Consider the following 20,873-nt stretch of genomic DNA (forward strand, 5'->3'; position numbering starts at 1 on the left):
CGGGCGACCGCGGCTTCACGGCACTGAAGGTGAGTGCCGCGACTGTTAGTCTCGCTGTGCCGTAAGCGTTGCCGCTCAGATCTGAAGGAGAACCGCCGGATGGCACCTCAGCCACGGATGTCAGCAAAGGATCTCGCTGGTCCGGTCGCGATCTTCTTTGGAGCATTGTTGCTGGTGGCCGCCATCGCGCTGCCGCTCTATTATGTCGACACGCTCAAGAAGACCCCGATGGACCTCGACATCACCAGCGTCGCGACAAGCCAGCCGCAGGCCACGGTGTCCGGAAGCGACTCCCAGCCGGCGAAGATCTTCAACAGCTGTTCGGTCGATGAGGCCCGCGCGGAGGTCTCGGACGCCCGTCTCACGCAGCAGCAGCGTGTGATCGTGGTCGATCCGGCCGACAGCAACATCGCCACGTTCCAGGCAGGCAAGTCGACCAGGATCGATTCGTACACCAGCGGTGACGAGACGATCACCCCGTCGGCGACGGGTGCTGCGGACGGGTGCATGTCCTCGCTGCTGACCGCGACGCGCGACCTCGTCACCACCAACCGGGAAACGGCGGAACCGGCAATCTCCGGTGGCGGACAATCCGAGGTCAAGGTCGACGCCAGCGACAACAGCGTCAGCCTCCCCGATCGCACCGGCCTGCAGTACCGCTTCCCGTTCGGTGTCGAGAAGAGCGACAAGTATCAGTACTTCGACCTGACAACCCGGACCACCAACCCGCTGACGTACGTCGACGACAAGACCGAGATCCACGGCGTGAAGGCCTATCACTTCACCCAGGAGGTTCCGGAAGTCGACCTGAGCACGTTGGTCGACGCCAATGACCAGCAGCTGCCCGGCACGTCCCTTGATCAGACGTCGGGTTGGTACGGCGGATTCCCCGGCTACCGCAACAATGACAAGTTGCCGGCCTCGTTGATGCAGTCCAGTACCCGCGACCTCTACGTCGATCCCGCCAGCGGCACGATTCTCAATGAGCAGCAACACATTCGGCAGGACTTCAAGCTGAACGTGAGCGAGGATTCGCCGAAGGAGATGCTCGACTACCGCCTCACCGCGCTGGACGTCGTGTTCTCGTACGATCAGGACACCCAAGAGGAATTGGCTTCGGACGCAAAGAGTCTGAGTGATCCGATCACGCTGTGGGGTCGCTGGATCCCGATCGTCTTCGGCATCGTCGGCGCTGTCCTGCTCGCGCTGGGGGTGTGGCTCCTGTTCCGTTCCGGCGGTGGCCAGAAGCCGGCCGTTGCCGCGGACGGGCCCACCGATTCAGGCGAGCAGCCCTATCAGCCGCGCCCCGAGGATTCCGCGCACCGGGGATCCACGTACCCGGAGCAGCAGTACGAGCAGCAGCCCTACGATCCGGATCAGACCCGGCAGATCCCGATCGTGCGCGACGACGGTGATGGGTTCACCGACTGGTCACCGCCCGGCCGCTCCTGAGACAAAACCACACGGTCCAGTCATTTCCAGCTGTTGCAACTGCTGGAAATGACTGGACCGTGTGGTTTTGCGGGAAGTTCAGTTCACCAACGGGGACAAGGCTTTTCCCGCCAGGGTGATCATCCCCGGGACGTGTCCGTTGGAGATCATGTTGATGGTGATGCCGTCGATGCCGACGTCGAGCACCCGGGTCTTGATCTGCACCGCAACTTCTTCGGGTGAGCCGACAAAGAACCGGTCCGTGGCCTCGGCCCACTTTTCGGCGCCGACATCTTCGGCGTCGAGTCCGCGGGCTTTCATCATGTCGACGAGGGACTCGCGGGCCTTGTCGCCGTCCGGGTCGAGGATCACTGTCGCCAAAAAGCTCGTCTTGAGCGTGCTGCGATCACGGCCGACCTCTTCGCAGCGTTTCGCCAGCGCCTCCAGTTTGCGCGGTAGTTCATCCGCCGCCGCAATGATGTTCAGGTGCTGGGCGTAGCGCGCCGCCAGCCCGAACGTCTTCTTCTCGCCACCACCACCGAGCATGATCGGCAGGTCGGTACGTAGTTGTGGGTGGTTACGGGTGCCGTGGGCCTGATACCACTTGCCGTCGAGTTCGGGCTTGTCGCCGCGCAGCATCGGCTCGATGATCTGCAGTGCCTCTTCGAGACGCTCGAACCGCTCGGTGAACGTGCCGAACTCGTAACCCATCTCGTGGTGCTCGAGTTCGTACCAGCCGGCACCGATTCCGAGGATCGCGCGGCCGCCGCTGATCACGTCGAGCGTGGTGATCGTCTTGGCGAGCATCGCCGGATTGCGATAGGTGTTGCCGGTGACCAGGGTCGACAGGTTGATCTTCGACGTTGCGGTCGCCAGGGCACCCAGGGTGGTGTAGGCCTCGAGCATCGGTTCGTCCGGATCACCGATACCCGGCAATTGGTAAAAATGGTCCATCACCAAAACCGTGTCAAAACCGGCACTTTCGGCTTCCTGGGCCTGCGCGATGACCGTCGGGAAGAGTTCGGCGACACCACCGGGATAGGTGAAGTTGGGGATTTGATAACCGAGGCGAATGCTCATGCATCCACAGTACGACTGTTCCCGATCCTTCGATGTGTTGTCAGCGCACCAAAAGTGAGCGCGGTCCCGGCCACCGCGCAGGTCGCGGCGGTCACCGCCAGTGTCGTGATGCTGTGCGCCCACACCACGATCACCACGATCTCGGCCACCAGCACCACCCAGCTCAAGGCAGCCACCAGGGTGCGGTCGGCGGCGATCGCGGCGAGCAGGCCCACCTGCAGAATCGACAGGGCGCTCCCGGTGAGCGCGAACACCCACAGAATCGGTACCACCGGGCGGTACTCGTCGCCGACGAGGACCGGGACCAGTGGCGCGCAGATGGCGGCGCCTGCCACCACCACCGCACCGATCCCGGCCAGCCAGACCACCGCGGTCTTCAACGCGTCGCGGGACTTCGCGGAGTCGGCGAACTGCGGGAACAGCACCACCCCGATCGCCTGCGGTAGCCAGAATGCGGCTTTGGTCGCGATGGTCCCGAAGGCATAGACACCGGCATCCTGCTCCCCGAGCACCGGCCGGGACAGCAGTAGGTCGGCCGACGACAGTGCGATGAGGACCAGCTGCACCTGGGAGGCCCGCAACACCATGCTCAATGCCAGCGCCTGCGCCGCCGCGCCAGGTGATGCCGGGACCGCGTCCGTCCGCGTCACCGCAACCCAGACCCCCGCGGCGGCGAACGCGGCGCCACCGGCGGTGGCGGTCAGCGCTCCGGCAGCGCCACCACCGGCCGCCAGGATGACGATGCCCGGCACGGTCCGCAAGATGCCCACCGCGGCCAGCACCCAGGACAAGACCGAGAAGTGTTGCCGCCCTTGCAGAATCCCTTGACCGGCGGCGATCAGGACCAGCAGCGGGGCGGTGGCGAACGCGGCGATGGTGGCGGCAAGTCCGGTATCGGCGATCGCCATCATCACCGGAACCGCGATCACAGCGGCGATCAGCACCGCGGCGGTGGTACGCAACGTGATCGAGATCAGATCGGCAGTTGCCCGGCCCCGCACCACTTCCCGGGCGATCACCACCTGCAGCGCCAACGCCGGGACGCCGAGGATCAGCATCGCCTGGAGCAGGACCGCGAACTCGCCGTAGTCGCTCTCGGTCAGCCAGCGGGCGGCAGGCAGGTGAATGAGGTATCCGCAGATGTTGGCGACCATCGTGCCGACCGCGACACCCCCGACACCAGCCATCCGATTCGCCATGGCGTTCAGTGTCTCAGGACCACCTCGGCTCGTGGCGAAGGGCTGGTATCAGCCGTATTCGGATGAACTTCGACCGTCCGCAGTCGTGCCCGCTGGGCGATCCAGACCAGCAGGCTCAGCACGACTGCGACCAGGTAGATCCAGGCGTCGAGTCGCTCGCCGAGCAACAGTGCCGACCACACGATCGTCAGGAGGGGCTGGATCTGCTGGATCTGCCCGATCCGGGCGATACCGCCGCGGGCCAGACCGCCGTACCAGGCGAAGAATCCGAGGAACTGCGAGATCACCGTGATGTAGAGCATCCCGGCGACGACGGAGGTGGTCAGTGAGATCGATGTACTCATCACCGCGACGAGCGCGACGGGTATCGACAATGGCAACAACAGGACCAGCGACCACGAGATGCTCTGCGCGCCACCGATCCGCTTGGCCACCGACCCACCGACCGCATACCCGAACCCGGCGCTGACGGCGGCCAGGAACATCCAGAGGTGACCCCAGCCCAGCGTGAATCCGGCCAGGCCGGACGGACTGGTCGCGAGAAGGTACGTGATCAAGACGAGAACGCCGGCACCGGTGGCCGACCAGAACAGCCACGGCAAGCGTTCACCACCCAGGAGCGCGGCAAATATCGCGGTGAGCGCGGGCAGCAGGCCGATGATGACCGCGCCGGTTGCCGAATCCATACGTTCCAGGGCCAGTGAGGAGAACAGCGGGAACCCGACCACCACACCCAGACCCGAGCCGACCAGCGCGGCCAGATCGCGACGGCCGGGCACGGGCGCCCGCACACAGAACAGATAGGCCACCGCCAATAGTCCGGCGAGCGCCGCGCGCACCGCGGTCACGGTGAACGCGTCCATGCCTGCGACCGCGAGTTTGTTGGCAGGTAGCGAGAAACTGAAGGCCAGGACACCCAGACCGCCGAGCAGCACTCCGGCCGGGAGTACACGTGACCGGCGTGCGTTATCCGATATCGGCGTTTTCGCCGAACTGTTATCCTTGGTTCTCATGTTCAACGATAGCGGAGTATCGGTGCTTCGCGATAGTCTGCGCACGCTGATCGCCGGGAGCGGCCCCGGTACACAGTTGCCCTCGGTGCGGTCGCTGCAGCAAGAACATCGGGTCTCTCCCAACTCGGTGCAGCGGGTGCTCCGCGAGCTGGCCGTCGAAGGCCTGGTCGACGTCCGTCCCGGCGCCGGATCGTTCGTGGCCGCCGCCTCACCGCCGCGCGCTCCCACAGACACCTCCTGGCAGGAATCGGTGCTCGGCAGCCGCATCCCGCCGGAACTCACGCGGACGCTCGACCTGTGGCGCATCCCCGGCTCCGACGTCATCCGCCTCAAAGGCGGATATCTGGACGACGAACTGCTCCCCAGGGTCGCGCTCGACGCCGCGATGGCCCGGGCGATCAAGCGCACCCCGAGCTGGGGCCGTTATCCGATCGAGGGCAGCGAAGACCTACGCCGATGGTTCGCCTCCGAGATCGACGGTGTGCACGCCTCCGAGGTGATCGTGACGGCGGGCGGGCAGAGCGCGTTGTCGGTGGCGATCCGGGCGCTCGTACGTCCCGGTGAACCCATTATCGTCGAAAGCCCCACGTACACCGGCACAATCGCCATCGCGCGCAGCCACGGCGCCGAGGTGATCCCGGTACCGACCGACGCGGACGGGATACGGACCGACCTTCTCTCCGACGCCATCGAACGCACCGGCAGCCGGCTTGTGGTGCTGCAGCCCGCCTTTGCCAATCCCAGTGGTGTCACGCTGTCCCGATCCCGGCGCGAGGACGTTCTGGCCCTGGCACAACAACATTCGCTGTTTGTCCTCGAGGACGACTACGCCCGCTACCTGGGCATCGACCACGAGCCTCCGCCGCCGCTGATCAGCGCAGACCCCGGTGGCCATGTGGTGCATGTTCGTTCGCTCTCCAAACCGGTGGGACCGGGGCTACGGGTGGCCGCACTGTGTGCCCGGGGTCCGGCGCTGGCCCGGCTGCGGGCGGCGAAGACCCTCGACGACTTCTACGTGTCGGGTCCGATCCAGGAGACCGCCGTCGAGTTCCTGAATTCACCGGCCTGGCCGCGCCACAACCAGCTGGTCCGGCGCACACTCGGGCAGCGCCGGGACGCCCTGGTCTCGGCCATGACCCGGCTGATCCCGCAGGTCGGCATACCCGCCGTCCCCCATGGAGGCATCCACCTGTGGGTCCGTCTGCCCGCAGGCATCGACGACCGAGACGTTGCCGCTGCCGCGTACGCCGAGGGTGTCCTGGTCGGCGAGGGAACCCCCTGGTTCCCCGCCGGTTTCGATCACTCCCATCTGCGCCTCACCTACGGCGAGACACCGGCCCCGATGATCGGCGAGGCAGTGTCCCGACTGGCCCGGGTACTGCCCCCTTCCTGATCCGGTGTCACCGGATCGGGGTGCCCGCTCATGAGTCCGTTAGGGTCCGTTCATGACCCGCCGGCACTGGATCACGCTGTGGCTGACCAGTGCCACGCTTTCGCTGGCGATCACCGCACCCATCTTCCGATCCGGCTACCTGTTGATCGCGGACATGGTGAGCACGCCCCGTTCCCATCTCACCGATTCGGCGATGGGTCTGGGTGTCGGTGCCCCGCGGGCGGTGCCGCAGGACTGGTTCATCGCGATGATCTCCCACGTGGTCGACGGCGGGATCGTCGTGAAGGTGCTGACCACGCTGGCACTGGTCGTTGCGGGCGTCGGATACGGCCGGCTGGTGCGGCTTGCGCTGCCGGGCGCCGGTCTGCCGGGCATGCTGGTCGGCACCACGATCGCCATCTGGAATCCCTATGTCGCAGAACGCCTCCTGCAAGGGCACTGGAGCCTGTTGTTCGGCTACGCCGCGGTGGGCTGGATCTTCGTGTGCGTCAATCGGGTTCGGCGTCGCGCAGACTTCACCGGATGGTCGATGCTGGCCGCCTGGCTCGCGGTGGCCGGACTGACGCCCACCGGATCAATGCTGGCCCTGTTCACCCTGGTGGCCGCACTCTTGATCCCGGTTGTCATCGACTCCCCCGGCCGGATTGCCGCCAGGACCGGCATGATTGCCATCGCGATCTGGTCGGCGTCGGCTCTGCCCTGGATCATGGCGTCGCTTTTGGGTGCTGGTGCCGCGACCGCGGACTCCGCTTCGGTGGCGGTTTTCGCCGCCCGCGCCGAACCCGGTCTGGGAACCTTCGGCGCGCTGCTCGGGCTCGGCGGCATCTGGAACGCCGACGCGGTGCCGGCCAGCCGTACCTCTCCCTGGGCCGCCGTCGCGACGGTGACGCTGCTGGTGATCGTCGCTGCGGGCCTGCCCGCGCTGTACCGACGTCGGCGTAATCCGGTGGTGTCAGGCGCTGCCGGGCTCGCCGTGACGTCGATCGTGTTGATCGGCCTGGCCGCGACGGATCCGGGCATCGCGGTCCTGGAGTGGGCGGTCGACACCATCCCTGGTGCGGGACTGCTGCGCGACACCCAGAAGTGGATCGCCCTGGTCGTCCCCCTGTATGCGCTCGCCGCCGCGGCAGCCGTGCAGACCTGCGGCCGATGGGTCCCACGGGCTTTCGCGGCGGTGGTGGTCGCGGTGCTCATCGTCGCACCGGTGCCCGACCTCGCGTGGAGCGTGGGCAACAAGCTCAGCGTGAGCACCTACCCCGATGATTGGCAGCAGGTCGCCGACCTCATCGGAGCCGACGACGGCGACGTTCTGCTGTTGCCGACCGGCATGAACCGGCGCTATGAGTTCACCGGCCATGTCTCGCTCGACCCCGCGCCCCGGCTGCTGCGCGCCGACGTGTTGCAGACCGGCGAGCTCGTCGTCGGCGGCACGGCCGTCGACCGCACCGAATCGCGGGCCACCGACGCGGAATCCGCGTTGAGCTCGGGTGCCCCGCCCGAGGAACTCGCAGAGCTCGGTGTCGGATGGATACTCGTCGAGGGGCAACTCGACGCCGACGCACCGGCCCAGCGGACACTGGCCGCGGCGACCAAGGTCTTCGACGGCAGCGACCTGCGCGTCTACCGGATCGAGGATCCCCGGACGATCTCCGCTTCCACCGTCGACCTGGCATTGGTCTGGGGTGCCCACTTGTTGTGGATTGTGCTGATCGCCAATGGCTTTGTGGTGTTTGTGCTGCAATGGGCGCACCGATCAAGCCGCCGGAAGAAGGTCAGCCAGTGAATGACATCGAAGCCATCAAGCAGGTCAAGTACCGCTATCTGCGGGCCCTGGACACCAAGGCGTGGGACGACTTCGAGAGCACCCTCACCACCGATGTCACCGGCGAATACGGCGAAAGCCTGTCGTTCAGCGACCGCACCACGTTGGTGGATTTCATGCGTTCCTCGGTGGGGCCTGCGGTGATCACCGAACATCGCGCCGATCATCCGGAGATCACGGTGGAGGGCGACGAGGCGACCGGCCAGTGGTACCTGCAGGATCGGGTGATCGTGGCCGACTTCAACTTCATGCTGTTCGGCGCGGCCTTCTACAGCGACCGCTACCGCCGAACCGAGCAGGGCTGGAAAATCTGCGCCACCGGCTACAAACGCACCTACGAGGCGACACTCTCACTCGAAGACATCCCGAGCTTCAACTGCAAACCCGGAGCGGCACTCAATCTTTGACGAGTCCGGAGATCGGCTTGCCTGCCACTGCCGCGGCAAGTACCTGATCGACACCGGCCGCTGCCGCCGCCCACGAGTATCCGCCCGCGCGCTCGCGTGCCTTGTTGCCGAGATCGCGGCGCCGCGCCGGCTCGTCGAGCAATTGCGTTGTCACAGTGCCGAGTTCGTCGATGTCGTCGACCAGCACCCCGGTCACTCCATCGACCACGGAGTCCGTCAGACCACGCGACGACCGGTAACCAATGGTCGGGACGCCGTACCCGGCGGCCTCGATCACCGCCAGACCCCAGCCCTCGGTGCGCGAGGGCATCAGGTGCACCGCGGCGCCGGCCAGGAGTTGGTGCTTGCGCTCCTCGCTGACATGTCCATGGAACACCACCCGATCGTCGATGGCGAGTTCAGATGCCTTGGCGCGCAATTCTTCCGACCACCATCCGTTGCCGATCACATCCAGCATCACATCGGGGTGGGTCACCGAGATCCGGGCCATCACCTCGAGTGCGTGTTCGATCTGCTTGTGCGGCACCAACCGCGACAGCACACAGAGGCGACGCGAATCGGTGTCGACCTGATCAGCAGGCACGGCAACAGGCGACGGATCGGTCCCGGCGCGCACCACGGCCACCCGCTCGGCATCGACACCCATCGACACCAGATCTTCCGCCGACGGCAGGGAGACGGTCAGATATTGGGCGTCGCGATGCACCCGCGGCGACAACCACGACTCGATGAACCAGCCGACCTTGCCCATCAACGCACCGGCCACCGGCCACTGTCGCTTATGGCAGTGATGCACCAGCACCACAACCGGCGCCCGGCTCACCAAGCGCGCGAAGAACGGGATCCCGTTCTGGGTATCGATCACGACGTCGGGGTTGATCCCGGCCAGCGGGCCACGGCCGATACGCGCGGCCAGGATCGCCGCCATCGCGCTTGGGTACACACTCAGGCGTCCACCGCCCCGCGACACCGTCATCCCGGCCCGCGATTCGGTGGCCGGAGCCCCCGGATAACCCGCGGTCCGGAACGTCACCTTCACACCTTGGCCTGCCAGTTCGGCGCCGACCCGTTCCAGGTAGCGCTCGCTGCCCCCACCCTGCGGATGGTCGCTGTCGCGCCAACACAGCAACAGCACCTCACGCAGAGGTGCAACAGGTGTGCTGTCGTCGTTGGTTTTCACTTCAAGACAGGGTAGCGGCCACGACCTGCGCACCACCACCCGTATCCTTTGGCCGGTGAACGCTGCCACTTCCCGAGCGCAGAAGCGGGCAACGTTGCCGCGGTCAGTTGCTCTGCTGAATCATTTCCGGTACGAACAGCCCGATCCGGACCGGTTCTACGGCGCCCTTGCCGACGACTCCGTCGAGCTCATCGAGGCCCTGCATCTGGACGTCAACCACGCCGGACTCGGTGGACTGACCGTGCTCGATGTCGGTGGCGGGCCCGGCTACTTCGCCGAGGTCTTCCGATCACGCGGCGCCGATTACGTATCCGTCGAACCGGACCCCACGGAGATGCACGCGGCCGGGCTCCCCCAGCGGGCCAGTGTCCGGGGCTCGGGCATGGCGTTGCCGCTCTTCGACGACAGTGTCGACATCTGCTACTCGTCGAACGTGGCCGAACACGTGCGTGATCCGTGGACGATGGCGCAGGAGATGCTGCGGGTCACCAAACCCGGCGGACTGGTGCTGCTGAGCTACACACTCTGGTACGGCCCGTTCGGCGGCCACGAGATGGGACTGACCCACTACTTCGGTGGGGCCCGGGCCGCTCGCCGGTACACCCGCAAACACGGCCATCCCCCGAAGAACCTCTACGGCACGTCGCTGTTCAAGGTCACCGCGGCCGACGGCCTGCGCTGGGCCCGGTCGGTCCCGGGGCAACAGGCCACGTTGCTCGCCGCGTTCCCGCGCTACCTGCCCGGCCGGATGTGGTGGGTGATGCGGGTACCGCTGGTGCGAGAGTTGTTGGGCAGCAACCTCGTCCTGATGCTTCGGAAAAACTGACCCGACCGTTGCCGGAAAATGCACCAAGCCCCTGCACCGGGATACGGCACAGGGGCTTGGGCACAGCGGATCAGTTGATGACCCACTGCCCGAGATGGCTATTCGGCGATCGCCTCCAGCGGTTTGGTCTTGGCCGCCCGCGACGCCGGCCACAACGCGGCCGCCACACCCACGAAGGCCGCCCCGATCAGGGTGATGATGATCAGACCCGTCGGCAGAACCGGATCCCCCAGGCCCCAGTACCGCAGGGTCCGGACCAGCGCCCAACCGAACGCGACACCGAGCACCACACCGAGTACCGCACCGAAGATCGCGATCAGCAGCGATTCGACGTAGATGGTGCGGCGTACCTGCGACCGGGCCATACCGATCGCCCGCAACATGCCGATCTCCCGTTTGCGTTCGATCACCGACAACGCCAGGGTGTTCACGATGCCGAGCACCGCGATCACCAGCGCGAGGCCGAGCATCGCGTACAGCACGCTCAGCATCTGATCGATCTGCGACGACTGCTCGCCCTTGAACTGCGACGGGGTCTGGACCTTCACCGTCAGGTAATCGGCAGTGACATCCTCGATCCGATCGCTGATCTCGTCGACGTTGGCGCCCGGAACGGTCTTGACCGCCGCGAACACGTCCTGCCGCAAGGCTTCCGGGACCAGCTTCTGATAGGCGTCATCGCCCATGGCCCACGGATCGATCAGCGGATTGTCTTCGAAGATGCCGGTGACCGTCACCGGGACAACGGTTCCGTCATAGTTGCTGAACTCGATGACGTCGCCGACCTTGAAACCGTTCTCCTTGGCCACGCGCTCGCTGAAGATGATGCCGTCCGGCTCGATCGTGGCCGAACCCTCCACCATCTTGTAAGGCGTCACGGAATACATGTCACCGCTCGGCGAATAGCCGAACACCGAATCGCCGTCGGCCTCCGCCTGGATCGCACCGAACGAGACCACGGTTTCGACCCCATCGATATCTTGGATCGCCTCACTCACCAAGGGAGAGAAGCCACTTCCCTGCGAACCCGAGACGATCAGGTTCGCGGTCAGTCCGGTGTCGATCGCGTCGTCGATGGTGCCCTTGAACGTCGAACCGAGGGTACCGATGACCGCAACCAGCATCAGTCCCAGTGTCAGCGCGAAAGCTGTTGCCGCAGTGCGCCTCGGGTTACGGACCGCGTTGGTCCGGGCCAGCTGCCCGATCTTCCCGAACGGTCGGGCGAGCACCGCGCCGAGCACCCGGACCACCGGCCGCGACAGCGCCGGAGACGCGAAGACCACCGCGAAGATCATCACCAAGGCACCGAGGCCGACCGTGGCGGCCGCGTTGCCACCCTCCCCGGACGCGCCGACGGCCAGCAACACAATTGCGATGACCCCCAAGACGATTCCGATGATCGTGCGCACCTTCAGCGATGCCTGACCGTCGGTCGCGCTCTCCCGCATCGCCTCGACCGGCGACACCTTGGAGGCCCGCCGGGCCGGCGCATACGCACTAACCATCGTCACGCCGATACCCACCACCAGGCAGGCGATGATCGACGACGGCCCGACCTGCAGCGACGTACTGGGCAGACCGGTCGATGCCGTCAGTGCCCGCAGCAACGCCGCGATACCGATTCCGGCGGCCAACCCGACCAACGCGCCGATCAACCCGACGACAAACGCCTCGAGCAACACGGACCGAGTGACCTGTTTCCGGCTCGCGCCAATCGCCCGCAGCAGAGCCAACTCTCGCACCCGCTGCGCCACGATCATCGAGAAGGTGTTGTAGATGATGAACGTTCCCACGATCAGGCCGATGGCGGCGAACGCCAGCAGGATGTAGTTGAAGACATCGAGGAACTGGTTGACGTTGTCTTTCTCGTCCTGCCGTACCTGGTCGCCGGTACGCAGCTTGTAGTCGTCGCCGAGGAGACCGGCGACCCGCGACTTGAGCTCGTCGGCGCTGACCCCGGGCACCGCCTGCAGATCGATCGACTGCGCGTGCGAACCATCCGTGAACAAGTCCCGAGCCGTCGACTCGAGGAACTGCACATTTGTGAAACCACTTGTCGCGCCGGGAACATCGAGGATTCCGACAATCGTGACCTCCACCGGCGCATCGCTGCCCCGGCTGGTCGCGACCTTGGTGGTCGAACCCACCTCGAGGTCGGCGTCGGCGGCGGATGACTTGTTGAGGGCCACCTCGTTCGGTGCCTCGGGTGCGCGCCCTTCGATGAGGTCGCTCTCGACATCGGACAACCGCTGGTCCGGCGGCACGAACGCGCTGCCGATACTCGGCGCACCTCCGGTCTGCAACGCCTTGCCGTCTTTCTTGGCAATGGTTGCCGGCCCCGAATACGTCGGCAGGATCTTGGCGATACCGAGTTCGGACTTGTTGTCCTGCAACTGGGTCAGCACCGAATCCGGGACGCCTGACGAGTTGGAATCCTTGGGCGAGACCTGGGTGTCCACCCCGAGCGCAACCTTGTCGAAAATGCCGTCGAAGGCCGAAGAGATCGTTGCGGTGAAGACCATCGACCCGGCCACGAAGGCGGTACCGAGTACCACCGACAAAACCGTCAGGACGAGCCGGAGCTTATGTGCCGCAAGATTTCTCAGCGACACCTTTCGCATGGTGTTCGAGGCCATCACAGCTCCCGGGGAGCTTGCGCGAAGCCTCCGGTCGACGGGGTCTCGTCGAGGTTCTTCATGTATTCGAAAATCTCGTCGGCGTCGGGGTTCCGCAGTTCCTGGACGATCTGACCGTCGGCGAGGAAAATCACGCGATCGGCGTAGGAGGCCGCCCGCGGATCGTGGGTCACGATCACCACGGTCTGTCCGAACTCATTGACCGAGGCCCTCAGGATGCTGAGCACCTCGCCCGAGGAACGGGAGTCGAGGTTACCGGTCGGCTCATCACCGAAGATGATCTCCGGGCGGCCGACCAGCGCGCGCGCACAGGCGACACGCTGCTGCTGCCCACCGGACAGTTCGCTGGGACGGTGGTCGAGGCGATCGCCGATGCCGAGACGGCCGATGACGGTGTCGAACCACTCCTGGTCGGGCTTGCGACCGGCGATGTCGATCGGCAGCGTGATGTTCTCCCGGGCGGTCAGGGTCGGCACCAGGTTGAACGACTGGAACACGAACCCGATCCGATCACGACGTAGCATCGTCATCTGCTTGTCCGAGAGTCCGGACAGATCGGTATCGCCGATACTCACCGAGCCGCTGCTCGAGGTGTCGAGGCCCGCCAGACAGTGCATGAGCGTCGACTTGCCCGAACCCGATGGGCCCATGATCGCGGTGAATTCACCACGTACGAAGTCCACGGAGACGCCCGCGAGCGCGACCACCTGGGTGTCGCCACTGCCGTACACCTTCCTCAAGTCGGTCGCGCGGGCTGCAACTGCAGTCGGTGGGGCAGTCATGTTCTGGCCTTTCTCGATGTCGGTCAGTGGTGCACAAACTCTGGCGTCGCCGGTGCCCGCGATGAGCGGAAACCGGCGGAAACGATGTCGGCAGGTCGGGCAGTACAAATAGTGACTGCTGCGGCGCCTCCGAATCATCGGGGACCACCCTGATCTTTCCCCCCACATCCTTGCCGGGCCCGCCTTCGCGCCCGACCTCGATGCGTCCTGACAAGTTAAGGACGATCCGATCATCACACGCAACCGATTAACGATCCACCCTCAATAATGCACAAGCACCTACAGGCTGTGCCTGTAGGTGCTTGTGCGAAAACAAAAGCGTCTGAGGAATCCTCGGACTACTTGGCGCCCAATCGCTGCTTGAGGGCGTCGAACTCATCTTGGAGACCGGTGGGCAGCTTCTCGCCGACGAAGTTGAACCACTCCTCGATCGACGGGATCTCGCCGAGCCATTCGTCGTTGTCGACCGCAAGGGCCTCGGCGACGTCGGCCGCGGAAACGTCGAGTCCTTCGAGGTCGAGCGACTCGGGGGTTGCCACGATCCCGATCGGGGTCTCGACACCGCCTGCCTTGCCCTCGATGCGTTCGACGATCCACTTCAGCACGCGGCTGTTCTCACCGAATCCTGGCCACAGGAAGCGCTTGTCGTCGCCACGACGGAACCAGTTGACGTAGAAGACCTTCGGCAACTTGGACTCATCGGCGTTCTTGCCGAGGTTGATCCAGTGATTCAGGTAGTCGCCCACGTTGTATCCGAGGAACGGAAGCATGGCCATCGGATCGCGGCGGATCGCGCCGACGGTGCCCTCTGCCGCTGCGGTCTGCTCGGAGCCGACCGTGGCGCCCATGAACACACCGTGCTGCCAGTTGCGTGCCTCGGTGACCAGCGGAACCGTGGTCTTGCGACGGCCACCGAACAGGATCGCCGAGATCGGCACACCCTGCGGGTCGTCCCACTCGGGAGCCATGATCGGGCACTGTGCCATCGGCGTGCAGTACCGCGAGTTCGGGTGCGCAGCCGGCGTATCCGAATCCGGGGTCCAGTCGTTGCCGCGCCAGTCGATGAGGTGCTTGTGCTCGCCTTCGAGGCCCTCCCACCAGATGTCACCGTCGTCGGTCAGCGCCACGTTCGTGTAGAGCGTGTTGCCTTCTTCGATGGTCTTCATGGCGTTCGGATTGGAGCTGTAGTTGGTGCCGGGTGCAACACCGAAGAAACCGAATTCCGGGTTCACGGCGTAGAGCTGGCCGTCCTCGCCGAAACGCATCCAGGCGATGTCGTCGCCCAGGGTCTCGGCACGCCAACCCGGGATCGTCGGCTGGATCATCGCGAGGTTCGTCTTGCCACAGGCGCTCGGGAACGCGGCCGCGATGTAGTAGGCCTTGTTCTCCGGGCTGATCAGCTTGAGGATCAGCATGTGCTCGGCGAGCCAGCCCTCATCGTGTGCCATCGCCGAGGCGATGCGCAGCGAGTAGCACTTCTTGCCAAGCAGTGCGTTGCCGCCGTAACCCGATCCGAAGGACCAGATCTCGCGGTCCTCGGGGAAGTGGGTGATGTACTTCTCCGAGTTACACGGCCACGGCACGTCGTCCTGACCGGCTTCGAGCGGGGCGCCGAGCGAGTGCAGCGCCTTGACGAAGAACCGATCCTCGCCGAGGGCGGCAACCACATCGGGTCCGACGCGGGTCATGATCCGCATCGAGAGCACCACGTAAGCGGAGTCGGTGATCTCGACACCGAGCTTCGGGTCGTCCGAGCCGAGCGGGCCCATGCAGAACGGGATGACGTACATGGTGCGACCGCGCATGCTGCCGCGGTAGAGGTCGGTCATCGTGGCGCGCATCTCGGTCGGGTCGACCCAGTTGTTCGTCGGGCCGGCGTCGACCTCGTTCTTCGAGCAGATGTAGGTCCGCGACTCGACCCGCGCGACGTCGGCGGGGTCCGAGTGGGCCAGGAACGAGTTGGGCTTGCGCTCTTCGTTCAACTTGGTCAGAGTGCCCGCCGCCACCAGCTCAGCGGTGAGGCGATCCCACTCGGCGTCGGAGCCGTCAGACCAGACAACCTGGTCGGGCTGGGTCAGTTCGGCGATCTCCCGCACCCAGGCCAGAAGCTCTGAGTGTGAGGTGGGAGCGCTGTCGGGGTCCAAACCAGGAATTGTCGCTGAAGTCATTGTTATCTCTCCTGCTGGTGACCGGCCGGTGTCGGTAACGCCAAGGTGTGCGTCTGCGCCGGTCAGCCCCTCCGTGGGGTGCGTTGTCAGGTTACTTCGACCGCACCCGATCTGGTCAATCGGGTGCGTGCGTTACGGCACATCTCATCACGCAAAGTGATCAAACACTTGGTCGAGGTCCAAGTTACAGCTGTGACAATAATCGCGAAATCGGCTATTCGAGCTTACCGCTGTCTGCAAGAATTCACGGGCCGGTCGGCAATTTCGCACGTGAAGCGCGGTCTCCGCTACCTGGCGGCGGTCTTGTACCCACCCGGTGGGGACGAAATGGTTGTCGCCATGAATCAGGAGGCCAGAGGGTCGTTCCGTTTCGTTCAAACGGTTGCAGAATGTCGCCGAACTTACTTCACGCAACTAAACTTGGTTGGCTTTATGATCCCGCATATCGGCTTTTCACACACCCGAACAATGGCTTCGTTGCACAAATAACTATTCGAGCCTGCCGCTGTCGGTGGCCGTCCATTGGCCGCTGGTCGGATCAAGTCTCGACGTCCGGTAACCACCGTCGCGGTTGACCTCGGTGATCAGATCGACCTGTCCGTCGCGATCGCTGTCGGTGTACACCGTCATCCCCTCCGGTCCGGTGCGTGTGAGCGAGTCGGCCACACCGTCGGCGTCGGTGTCCAGATCAGCGGGACCGAGGTCCCAGACCCTGTCGTTCTCGACGATCCAGAGGTTGTCATATGCGTCGCTGCCCACATCGAGGTCGGGTGTGATCGCGGCGACCGGGTGAAACGTCGGCCCCCGATCCACCGGATCGTCACCGAATTCGGATCCGAACTCGCCGTCCATCTCATCCACCCCCGTTGTAGTGGTCTGCGTCGTCTTTGGGTCCGATCTCTTGGACGCATCCGACCGGCGACCGGTTCCGCGGCGGTGAAATCAGTGACCGATGGCGACCAGAACCTCGTCGAGCCGGTCGCGAGCCTCCACCGCCGCAGCGAGTCGACGCAGGTCACGCTCACGCGCTTCGGGTGCCGCGCGACGTCCGGCCCGGATCTGTGCGTCGAGTTCGGCCACTCGGTCGGAGACCATCTGCGCGCGACGCTCGTAGTAACGCGCCAGCCGGCCGCCGATCACCGATTCGGCGGCCTGCACCTGTCGCGAGACATCCTGTTCGATACGGCCCCGAGTGGTGGCGATCGCCTCAGCCGCCCAGGCAGACATGGACGTTCGTAGCGCCGACAGCCGGCGCAGCCGCACCAATCCGACCGCGATCGCCGCCCCGAGCACCAGCGTCAGCGGCATCGCGATCCATTGCAACGTGTGGACGGCAGAGAGCGGCATGACAAGCAGTCGTCCCAGGCCGAGTCCGGCCGAGGCACCGAAGACCACCAGCAACGCCTCTTCCACACCGCGACGCTTCGGAGGTATCGGCGGCACTTGAAGCGACAAGGGAGGTCGGTCCGGCGGCGGTCCCACCTCCTCGAGTCCGAGTAACGCCCGATGTTCGAGCGCGCTGCGGTCCTCGTCGAAACGCTGTTGCGCCCGATCCCCCAGGGCCGTGAGCCGGCCCGCGAGCCACTGCGCGAAATCTTCCGTACCCGATCGGCTCAGCGCGGCTGCGCGGGCGGCGGCATCGCTCGACAGGTCGCGGGCCGCTCCGTCGAGTTCGGTGAGCGCCGCGGCCCGGATCTGGTTCGCACCTCCGCGCACCGCCGCCAACCTGTCGGACCGGCCACGATCGCGGGACGCGATCACGCTCGCGCGCTGCACCAACAGATCAGCAGCCGGATCGCCGCGCTCTGTCGCGAGTTCGGAGATGAGGTCGTCGAGATGCCGTTCGGCCTCGAGGGATTCGAGTCGTTCCGGGCGGGCCGGGCCGTCGACCTGGTCGTGCAGCCACTCGATCAACTCGTCGAAACCGGATTCGGCCCGGTAGCCGGCCAGCGCCGCGGCCGCCGACACGGCGAAGATCGGCATGCGGCCATCGGGGTCGACGATGCCCCGGTTGAACTTCAGCAAGGTCGGCCAATCCCAGTAGGCATCGATCTTGTTGCAGACCACGGCCACCAACGACGCCAACTCACACAGCCGGCGCACCACCTCGACCTCGGTGTCGGACACCCCGGACGACGGATCGAGGATCAGCAACGCCACCGCCGCCCGTCGCCCCGATTCGGACCACTCCCGCGCAGGCACGCCGTGGTCACAGAGCACCCTCGTCACCGACGTGACCCCGACCTTCCCGGTACCCCCGACCACCACATCGGTCGCGTCGATGCCGGCAAGTCCGCTTCCGGTCAGCTCGGCGACCTCGGCGATGACTGATCGCATCTGCATCACGTCCATATGAATTCCTCCCCTACCGCACCGGCGAGCACCGACCCTGACAACAGATTCTCGATCTCATCGCGCAGAACACCCTGCGCGGCAAGGATTTCAAGCTCTGCGGCCACCCGGCGCAACCGCACCGCCGGAGCCACTGAGGCAAAGGCCCGGAGCGGCCCTGCCAGCGCGTCGAGCCCGCTGCGCTGTGTGAGCAGCTCGGAGAGTTCATCAGCCGAGCAGCGCGCATTGCTCAACACCGCGATCGTGGCTGCGATGCCGTAGGCGTCGAGACGCCGCAGCAGCGCCATCCGCTGCAGCCGCTGCCCCGGTCCGCCTGCGTCGATGAACGTGGCCTGCATCGGCGGCACCTGTTCGCTCGCCTCGGCCATCGCCGCCAGCATGTCGATCTCCTCGTCACCGAGGTCGGCGATGGCCAGCAGAGGCATCACCGGGATCACCGGCCTGGCCAGCTCCTGTGCGCACTCGGCGGCACGAGCACGCGCGGCCGGCCACGAACCGAGACTGTCGGCCTTACCCAGCAGGACCAGGCTGCGCCGGGGGTCGCGGCCCGCCAGCGCCGCGACATCATCCGCTCTGGGCCAGCCCGCGATCACGTGAAACCAGGCATCGGCGTCGTCGGCGTCGTCGCCGGGCCCGATCGGGCTGATGTCGAAGCGGCGGCGCAGGGCCCCGGCGAGCGTGTCACGGCCGGTACCGAAGCGTCCGGTCACCGCAACCCGCAGCGGACCCCGCAGTTCCGAGACGGCCCGATTCAGGTCAACGGCGCCCGATATCCGCGCAGACAACCCCTCCAGCCGAACCGCCAGATCGGCATACGCCGCATCCCCGACTCGCAGATCTGATTGATCCAATTCACCCTCCCGGAGAAAAACCCGCCGCCAACAGGTCAGACGCGCCCCGCAACGCTATGGTTCCGGTCACTTGCAGGTAACAATCGGCAGGTGGTTGGTCAACCCCTGCTGTCACATCCGTGCGGAATGCGGGACTATGGGCCGGTGACCAGCCCACGCTCGAACCCGAATGCGGACACCGACCAGGGCGTCGATACCGAATCCGACGTCTCCGCCGTGACCCGATCGGAGATCGCCGATACCTCCGACTCGGTAGCCGATGATGCCCAGCTCCGCGAACGCGCCCGGCTTTACCCCCGCGTGACCAGCTTCCGGACCCGGCGCGGAAGTCTGACTCCGGCTCAACAGGCCAACTGGGAGCGTCTGTGGCCAACCGTGGGGCGTGACGTCAGTGAAACCGACCAGATCGATCCCGTCGCCTGGTTCGGCCGCAGCGCACCCCTCATCCTGGAGATCGGCTGCGGAACCGGTACCTCGACAGCCGCGATGGCGGCGGCGGAACCCGAGAACGACGTCATCGCGGTCGATGTCTACCGACCGGGTATCGCCCAGCTCGTCGGCGCGGTCGGCCGGGACGAACTGGACAACATCCGGATCATCCGTGGCGACGCCATCATCGTCCTGAAGAACATGCTCACACCGGCATCTCTGACCGGGGTCCGGGTGTTCTTCCCCGACCCCTGGCCCAAGGCCCGGCATCACAAGCGGCGACTACTCCAACCGACGACCATCGAACTGATCGCCGACGTCCTGAAGGACGGTGGAGCACTGCACATCGCCACCGACCACGCCGAGTACGCCGAATCGATCGCCGCGGTCCTCGCCGCGCAGAGCCTGCTGGTCCCGACCGACGAGAAGGTGCCGTTCTCCACGCAGCGCCCGGTCACCAAGTTCGAGGGACGGGCCGCGGTCGAAGGTCGCCCGGTCACTGAGTTCGTTCTCACACGGGTGCCCCGATGAGCCCCGCGTCGTACGGCGATGACGCCGCCCGCGGACCCGACAATTCGGTCGCTCACACCATCTCGGGGGCCAGCCAGGAATCGCGCGTCCTGCTGATCTGGGACGCACCGAACCTCGACATGGGGCTCGGATCGATCCTCGGTGGCCGTCCCACCGCAGCTCACCGCCCTCGATTCGACGCTCTGGGCCGGTGGCTACTCAATCGGACCGCGGAAATCTCCGCATCGGTGCCACGGGTTGCTGCCGAGGGTGAGGACCGGCCCAAGTCCGGGTACTCCCCGATCCCCGAAGCCACCGTCTTCACCAACATCGCCCCTGGGACCGCCGAAGTGGTCCGGCCGTGGGTCGAAGCGTTGCGTAATGTTGGTTTTGCTGTTTTTGCCAAGCCCAAGGTCGACGAAGACAGCGACGTGGACTCGGACATGCTCGACCACATCGAGCTGCGGAGGCACACGGTCGGGCTGGCCGGTCTGATCGTCGCATCGGCGGACGGACAGGCCTTCCGGGAGCTGCTGCTCGACGTTGCCTCCGATGGTGTGCCTGTTCAGGTGCTCGGGTTCCGGGAGCACGCCGCGTGGGCACTGACGTCGGAGAGTTTGGAGTTTGTAGACCTAGAGGACATCCCAGGTGTGTTCCGCGAGCCCTTGCCGCGGATCAATCTGGATTCGCTTCCCGAGGAAGGCGCCTGGTTGGCTCCCTTCCGGCCGCTCACAGCTTTGCTGTCCGGCCGCCAGAACTGAAAGCAACTATCCACAGTGGTGTGCAAGCCCGGT

General features: G+C 65.6%; 17 protein-coding genes. 7 read left to right on the top strand and 10 right to left on the bottom strand.

What is annotated here, in order from left to right:
• Nucleotides 1–99 precede the first annotated feature (99 nt).
• A complete protein-coding gene (gene pgfA / locus AC1TQG_RS06585) occupies nt 100–1,452 on the top strand; it encodes a cell envelope lipid trafficking protein PgfA (RefSeq protein WP_482136128.1) in 1,353 nt (450 codons plus the stop codon).
• A gap of 78 nt (nt 1,453–1,530) precedes the next feature.
• Here the strand turns inward: pgfA and AC1TQG_RS06590 are convergent, their stop codons facing one another.
• From AC1TQG_RS06590 to AC1TQG_RS06600, 3 genes are read right to left on the bottom strand one after another with little or no spacing between them, the layout of a single operon-like run.
• On the bottom strand, nt 1,531–2,511 hold the full coding sequence (locus tag AC1TQG_RS06590; protein WP_482136129.1) for an LLM class F420-dependent oxidoreductase: 981 nt from the start codon (nt 2,509–2,511) through the stop codon (nt 1,531–1,533).
• Nucleotides 2,508–3,710 carry a lipopolysaccharide biosynthesis protein gene (locus tag AC1TQG_RS06595; protein WP_482136130.1) on the bottom strand — a complete coding sequence of 401 codons (1,203 nt, stop codon included), beginning with the start codon at nt 3,708–3,710 and terminating at the stop codon, nt 2,508–2,510. The genes AC1TQG_RS06590 and AC1TQG_RS06595 overlap by 4 nt, the downstream gene beginning before the upstream one ends.
• Nucleotides 3,711–3,715: 5 nt before the next feature.
• Nucleotides 3,716–4,723 carry a DMT family transporter gene (locus AC1TQG_RS06600; RefSeq protein ID WP_482136131.1) on the bottom strand — a complete coding sequence of 336 codons (1,008 nt, stop codon included), beginning with the start codon at nt 4,721–4,723 and terminating at the stop codon, nt 3,716–3,718.
• Here AC1TQG_RS06600 and AC1TQG_RS06605 point away from each other — a divergent pair.
• From AC1TQG_RS06605 to AC1TQG_RS06615, 3 genes are read left to right on the top strand one after another with little or no spacing between them, the layout of a single operon-like run.
• Complete coding sequence (locus AC1TQG_RS06605) at nt 4,722–6,116, top strand: aminotransferase-like domain-containing protein (RefSeq protein ID WP_482136132.1); 1,395 nt, start codon at nt 4,722–4,724, stop codon at nt 6,114–6,116. The genes AC1TQG_RS06600 and AC1TQG_RS06605 overlap by 2 nt on opposite strands.
• 52 nt (nt 6,117–6,168) lie before the next feature.
• Nucleotides 6,169–7,899: an MmpA family trehalose lipid delivery protein gene (locus AC1TQG_RS06610; protein WP_482136133.1), complete on the top strand. Its 1,731-nt coding sequence runs from the start codon at nt 6,169–6,171 to the stop codon at nt 7,897–7,899.
• A complete protein-coding gene (locus AC1TQG_RS06615; protein WP_482136134.1) occupies nt 7,896–8,345 on the top strand; it encodes a nuclear transport factor 2 family protein in 450 nt (149 codons plus the stop codon). Before AC1TQG_RS06610 ends, AC1TQG_RS06615 begins: the two co-directional genes overlap by 4 nt.
• On the opposite strand, the gene AC1TQG_RS06620 is transcribed toward AC1TQG_RS06615, so the two are convergent.
• Nucleotides 8,335–9,489, bottom strand: coding sequence for a glycosyltransferase family 4 protein (locus AC1TQG_RS06620; protein WP_482137276.1), 1,155 nt, complete (start codon nt 9,487–9,489; stop codon nt 8,335–8,337). The genes AC1TQG_RS06615 and AC1TQG_RS06620 overlap by 11 nt on opposite strands.
• 91 nt (nt 9,490–9,580) lie before the next feature.
• Between AC1TQG_RS06620 and AC1TQG_RS06625 the strand changes: the two genes are divergently transcribed.
• A complete protein-coding gene (locus AC1TQG_RS06625) occupies nt 9,581–10,351 on the top strand; it encodes a class I SAM-dependent methyltransferase (protein ID WP_482136135.1) in 771 nt (256 codons plus the stop codon).
• A gap of 98 nt (nt 10,352–10,449) precedes the next feature.
• Here the strand turns inward: AC1TQG_RS06625 and AC1TQG_RS06630 are convergent, their stop codons facing one another.
• The 6 genes from AC1TQG_RS06630 to AC1TQG_RS06655 all read right to left on the bottom strand — a co-directional run bounded on the left by AC1TQG_RS06630 (nt 10,450) and on the right by AC1TQG_RS06655 (nt 19,140).
• Entirely contained in the window at nt 10,450–12,987 is a 2,538-nt protein-coding gene (locus AC1TQG_RS06630; RefSeq protein WP_482136136.1) for an ABC transporter permease, read from the bottom strand.
• Nucleotides 12,987–13,769: an ABC transporter ATP-binding protein gene (locus tag AC1TQG_RS06635; RefSeq protein ID WP_482136137.1), complete on the bottom strand. Its 783-nt coding sequence runs from the start codon at nt 13,767–13,769 to the stop codon at nt 12,987–12,989. Before AC1TQG_RS06635 ends, AC1TQG_RS06630 begins: the two co-directional genes overlap by 1 nt.
• Before the next feature lie 338 nt (nt 13,770–14,107).
• A complete protein-coding gene (locus tag AC1TQG_RS06640; RefSeq protein WP_482136138.1) occupies nt 14,108–15,937 on the bottom strand; it encodes a phosphoenolpyruvate carboxykinase (GTP) in 1,830 nt (609 codons plus the stop codon).
• A gap of 489 nt (nt 15,938–16,426) precedes the next feature.
• The gene (locus AC1TQG_RS06645; protein ID WP_482136139.1) at nt 16,427–16,789 is read right to left on the bottom strand and encodes a DUF6802 family protein; all 363 of its coding nucleotides are present in this window, start codon (nt 16,787–16,789) and stop codon (nt 16,427–16,429) included.
• A gap of 90 nt (nt 16,790–16,879) precedes the next feature.
• Nucleotides 16,880–18,289, bottom strand: a complete 1,410-nt coding sequence (locus AC1TQG_RS06650) for a hypothetical protein (protein ID WP_482136140.1) — start codon at nt 18,287–18,289, stop codon at nt 16,880–16,882.
• A complete protein-coding gene (locus tag AC1TQG_RS06655) occupies nt 18,280–19,140 on the bottom strand; it encodes a hypothetical protein (protein WP_482136141.1) in 861 nt (286 codons plus the stop codon). Before AC1TQG_RS06655 ends, AC1TQG_RS06650 begins: the two co-directional genes overlap by 10 nt.
• 126 nt (nt 19,141–19,266) lie before the next feature.
• On the opposite strand from AC1TQG_RS06655, the gene trmB reads away from it, so the two are divergent.
• Together trmB and AC1TQG_RS06665 are read left to right on the top strand one after the other, a co-directional pair.
• Nucleotides 19,267–20,100: a tRNA (guanosine(46)-N7)-methyltransferase TrmB gene (trmB, locus tag AC1TQG_RS06660; RefSeq protein WP_482137277.1), complete on the top strand. Its 834-nt coding sequence runs from the start codon at nt 19,267–19,269 to the stop codon at nt 20,098–20,100.
• Entirely contained in the window at nt 20,097–20,840 is a 744-nt protein-coding gene (locus tag AC1TQG_RS06665; protein ID WP_482136142.1) for an NYN domain-containing protein, read from the top strand. Before trmB ends, AC1TQG_RS06665 begins: the two co-directional genes overlap by 4 nt.
• Nucleotides 20,841–20,873: the final 33 nt, after the last annotated feature.

This window comes from Williamsia sp. Y844, assembly GCF_056786475.1.

What these genes read in the sequence shown, in the direction of transcription:
- pgfA (WP_482136128.1), top strand. Translation starts at nt 100, where the DNA reads ATGGCACCTCAGCCACGGATGTCAGCAAAGGATCTCGCTGGTCCGGTC.
- AC1TQG_RS06590 (WP_482136129.1), bottom strand. Translation starts at nt 2,511, where the DNA reads ATGAGCATTCGCCTCGGTTATCAAATCCCCAACTTCACCTATCCCGGT.
- AC1TQG_RS06595 (WP_482136130.1), bottom strand. Translation starts at nt 3,710, where the DNA reads ATGGCGAATCGGATGGCTGGTGTCGGGGGTGTCGCGGTCGGCACGATG.
- AC1TQG_RS06605 (WP_482136132.1), top strand. Translation starts at nt 4,722, where the DNA reads ATGTTCAACGATAGCGGAGTATCGGTGCTTCGCGATAGTCTGCGCACG.
- AC1TQG_RS06600 (WP_482136131.1), bottom strand. Translation starts at nt 4,723, where the DNA reads ATGAGAACCAAGGATAACAGTTCGGCGAAAACGCCGATATCGGATAAC.
- AC1TQG_RS06610 (WP_482136133.1), top strand. Translation starts at nt 6,169, where the DNA reads ATGACCCGCCGGCACTGGATCACGCTGTGGCTGACCAGTGCCACGCTT.
- AC1TQG_RS06630 (WP_482136136.1), bottom strand. Translation starts at nt 12,987, where the DNA reads ATGGCCTCGAACACCATGCGAAAGGTGTCGCTGAGAAATCTTGCGGCA.
- AC1TQG_RS06635 (WP_482136137.1), bottom strand. Translation starts at nt 13,769, where the DNA reads ATGACTGCCCCACCGACTGCAGTTGCAGCCCGCGCGACCGACTTGAGG.
- AC1TQG_RS06640 (WP_482136138.1), bottom strand. Translation starts at nt 15,937, where the DNA reads ATGACTTCAGCGACAATTCCTGGTTTGGACCCCGACAGCGCTCCCACC.
- AC1TQG_RS06645 (WP_482136139.1), bottom strand. Translation starts at nt 16,789, where the DNA reads ATGGACGGCGAGTTCGGATCCGAATTCGGTGACGATCCGGTGGATCGG.
- AC1TQG_RS06650 (WP_482136140.1), bottom strand. Translation starts at nt 18,289, where the DNA reads ATGGACGTGATGCAGATGCGATCAGTCATCGCCGAGGTCGCCGAGCTG.
- trmB (WP_482137277.1), top strand. Translation starts at nt 19,267, where the DNA reads ATGCGGGACTATGGGCCGGTGACCAGCCCACGCTCGAACCCGAATGCG.
- AC1TQG_RS06665 (WP_482136142.1), top strand. Translation starts at nt 20,097, where the DNA reads ATGAGCCCCGCGTCGTACGGCGATGACGCCGCCCGCGGACCCGACAAT.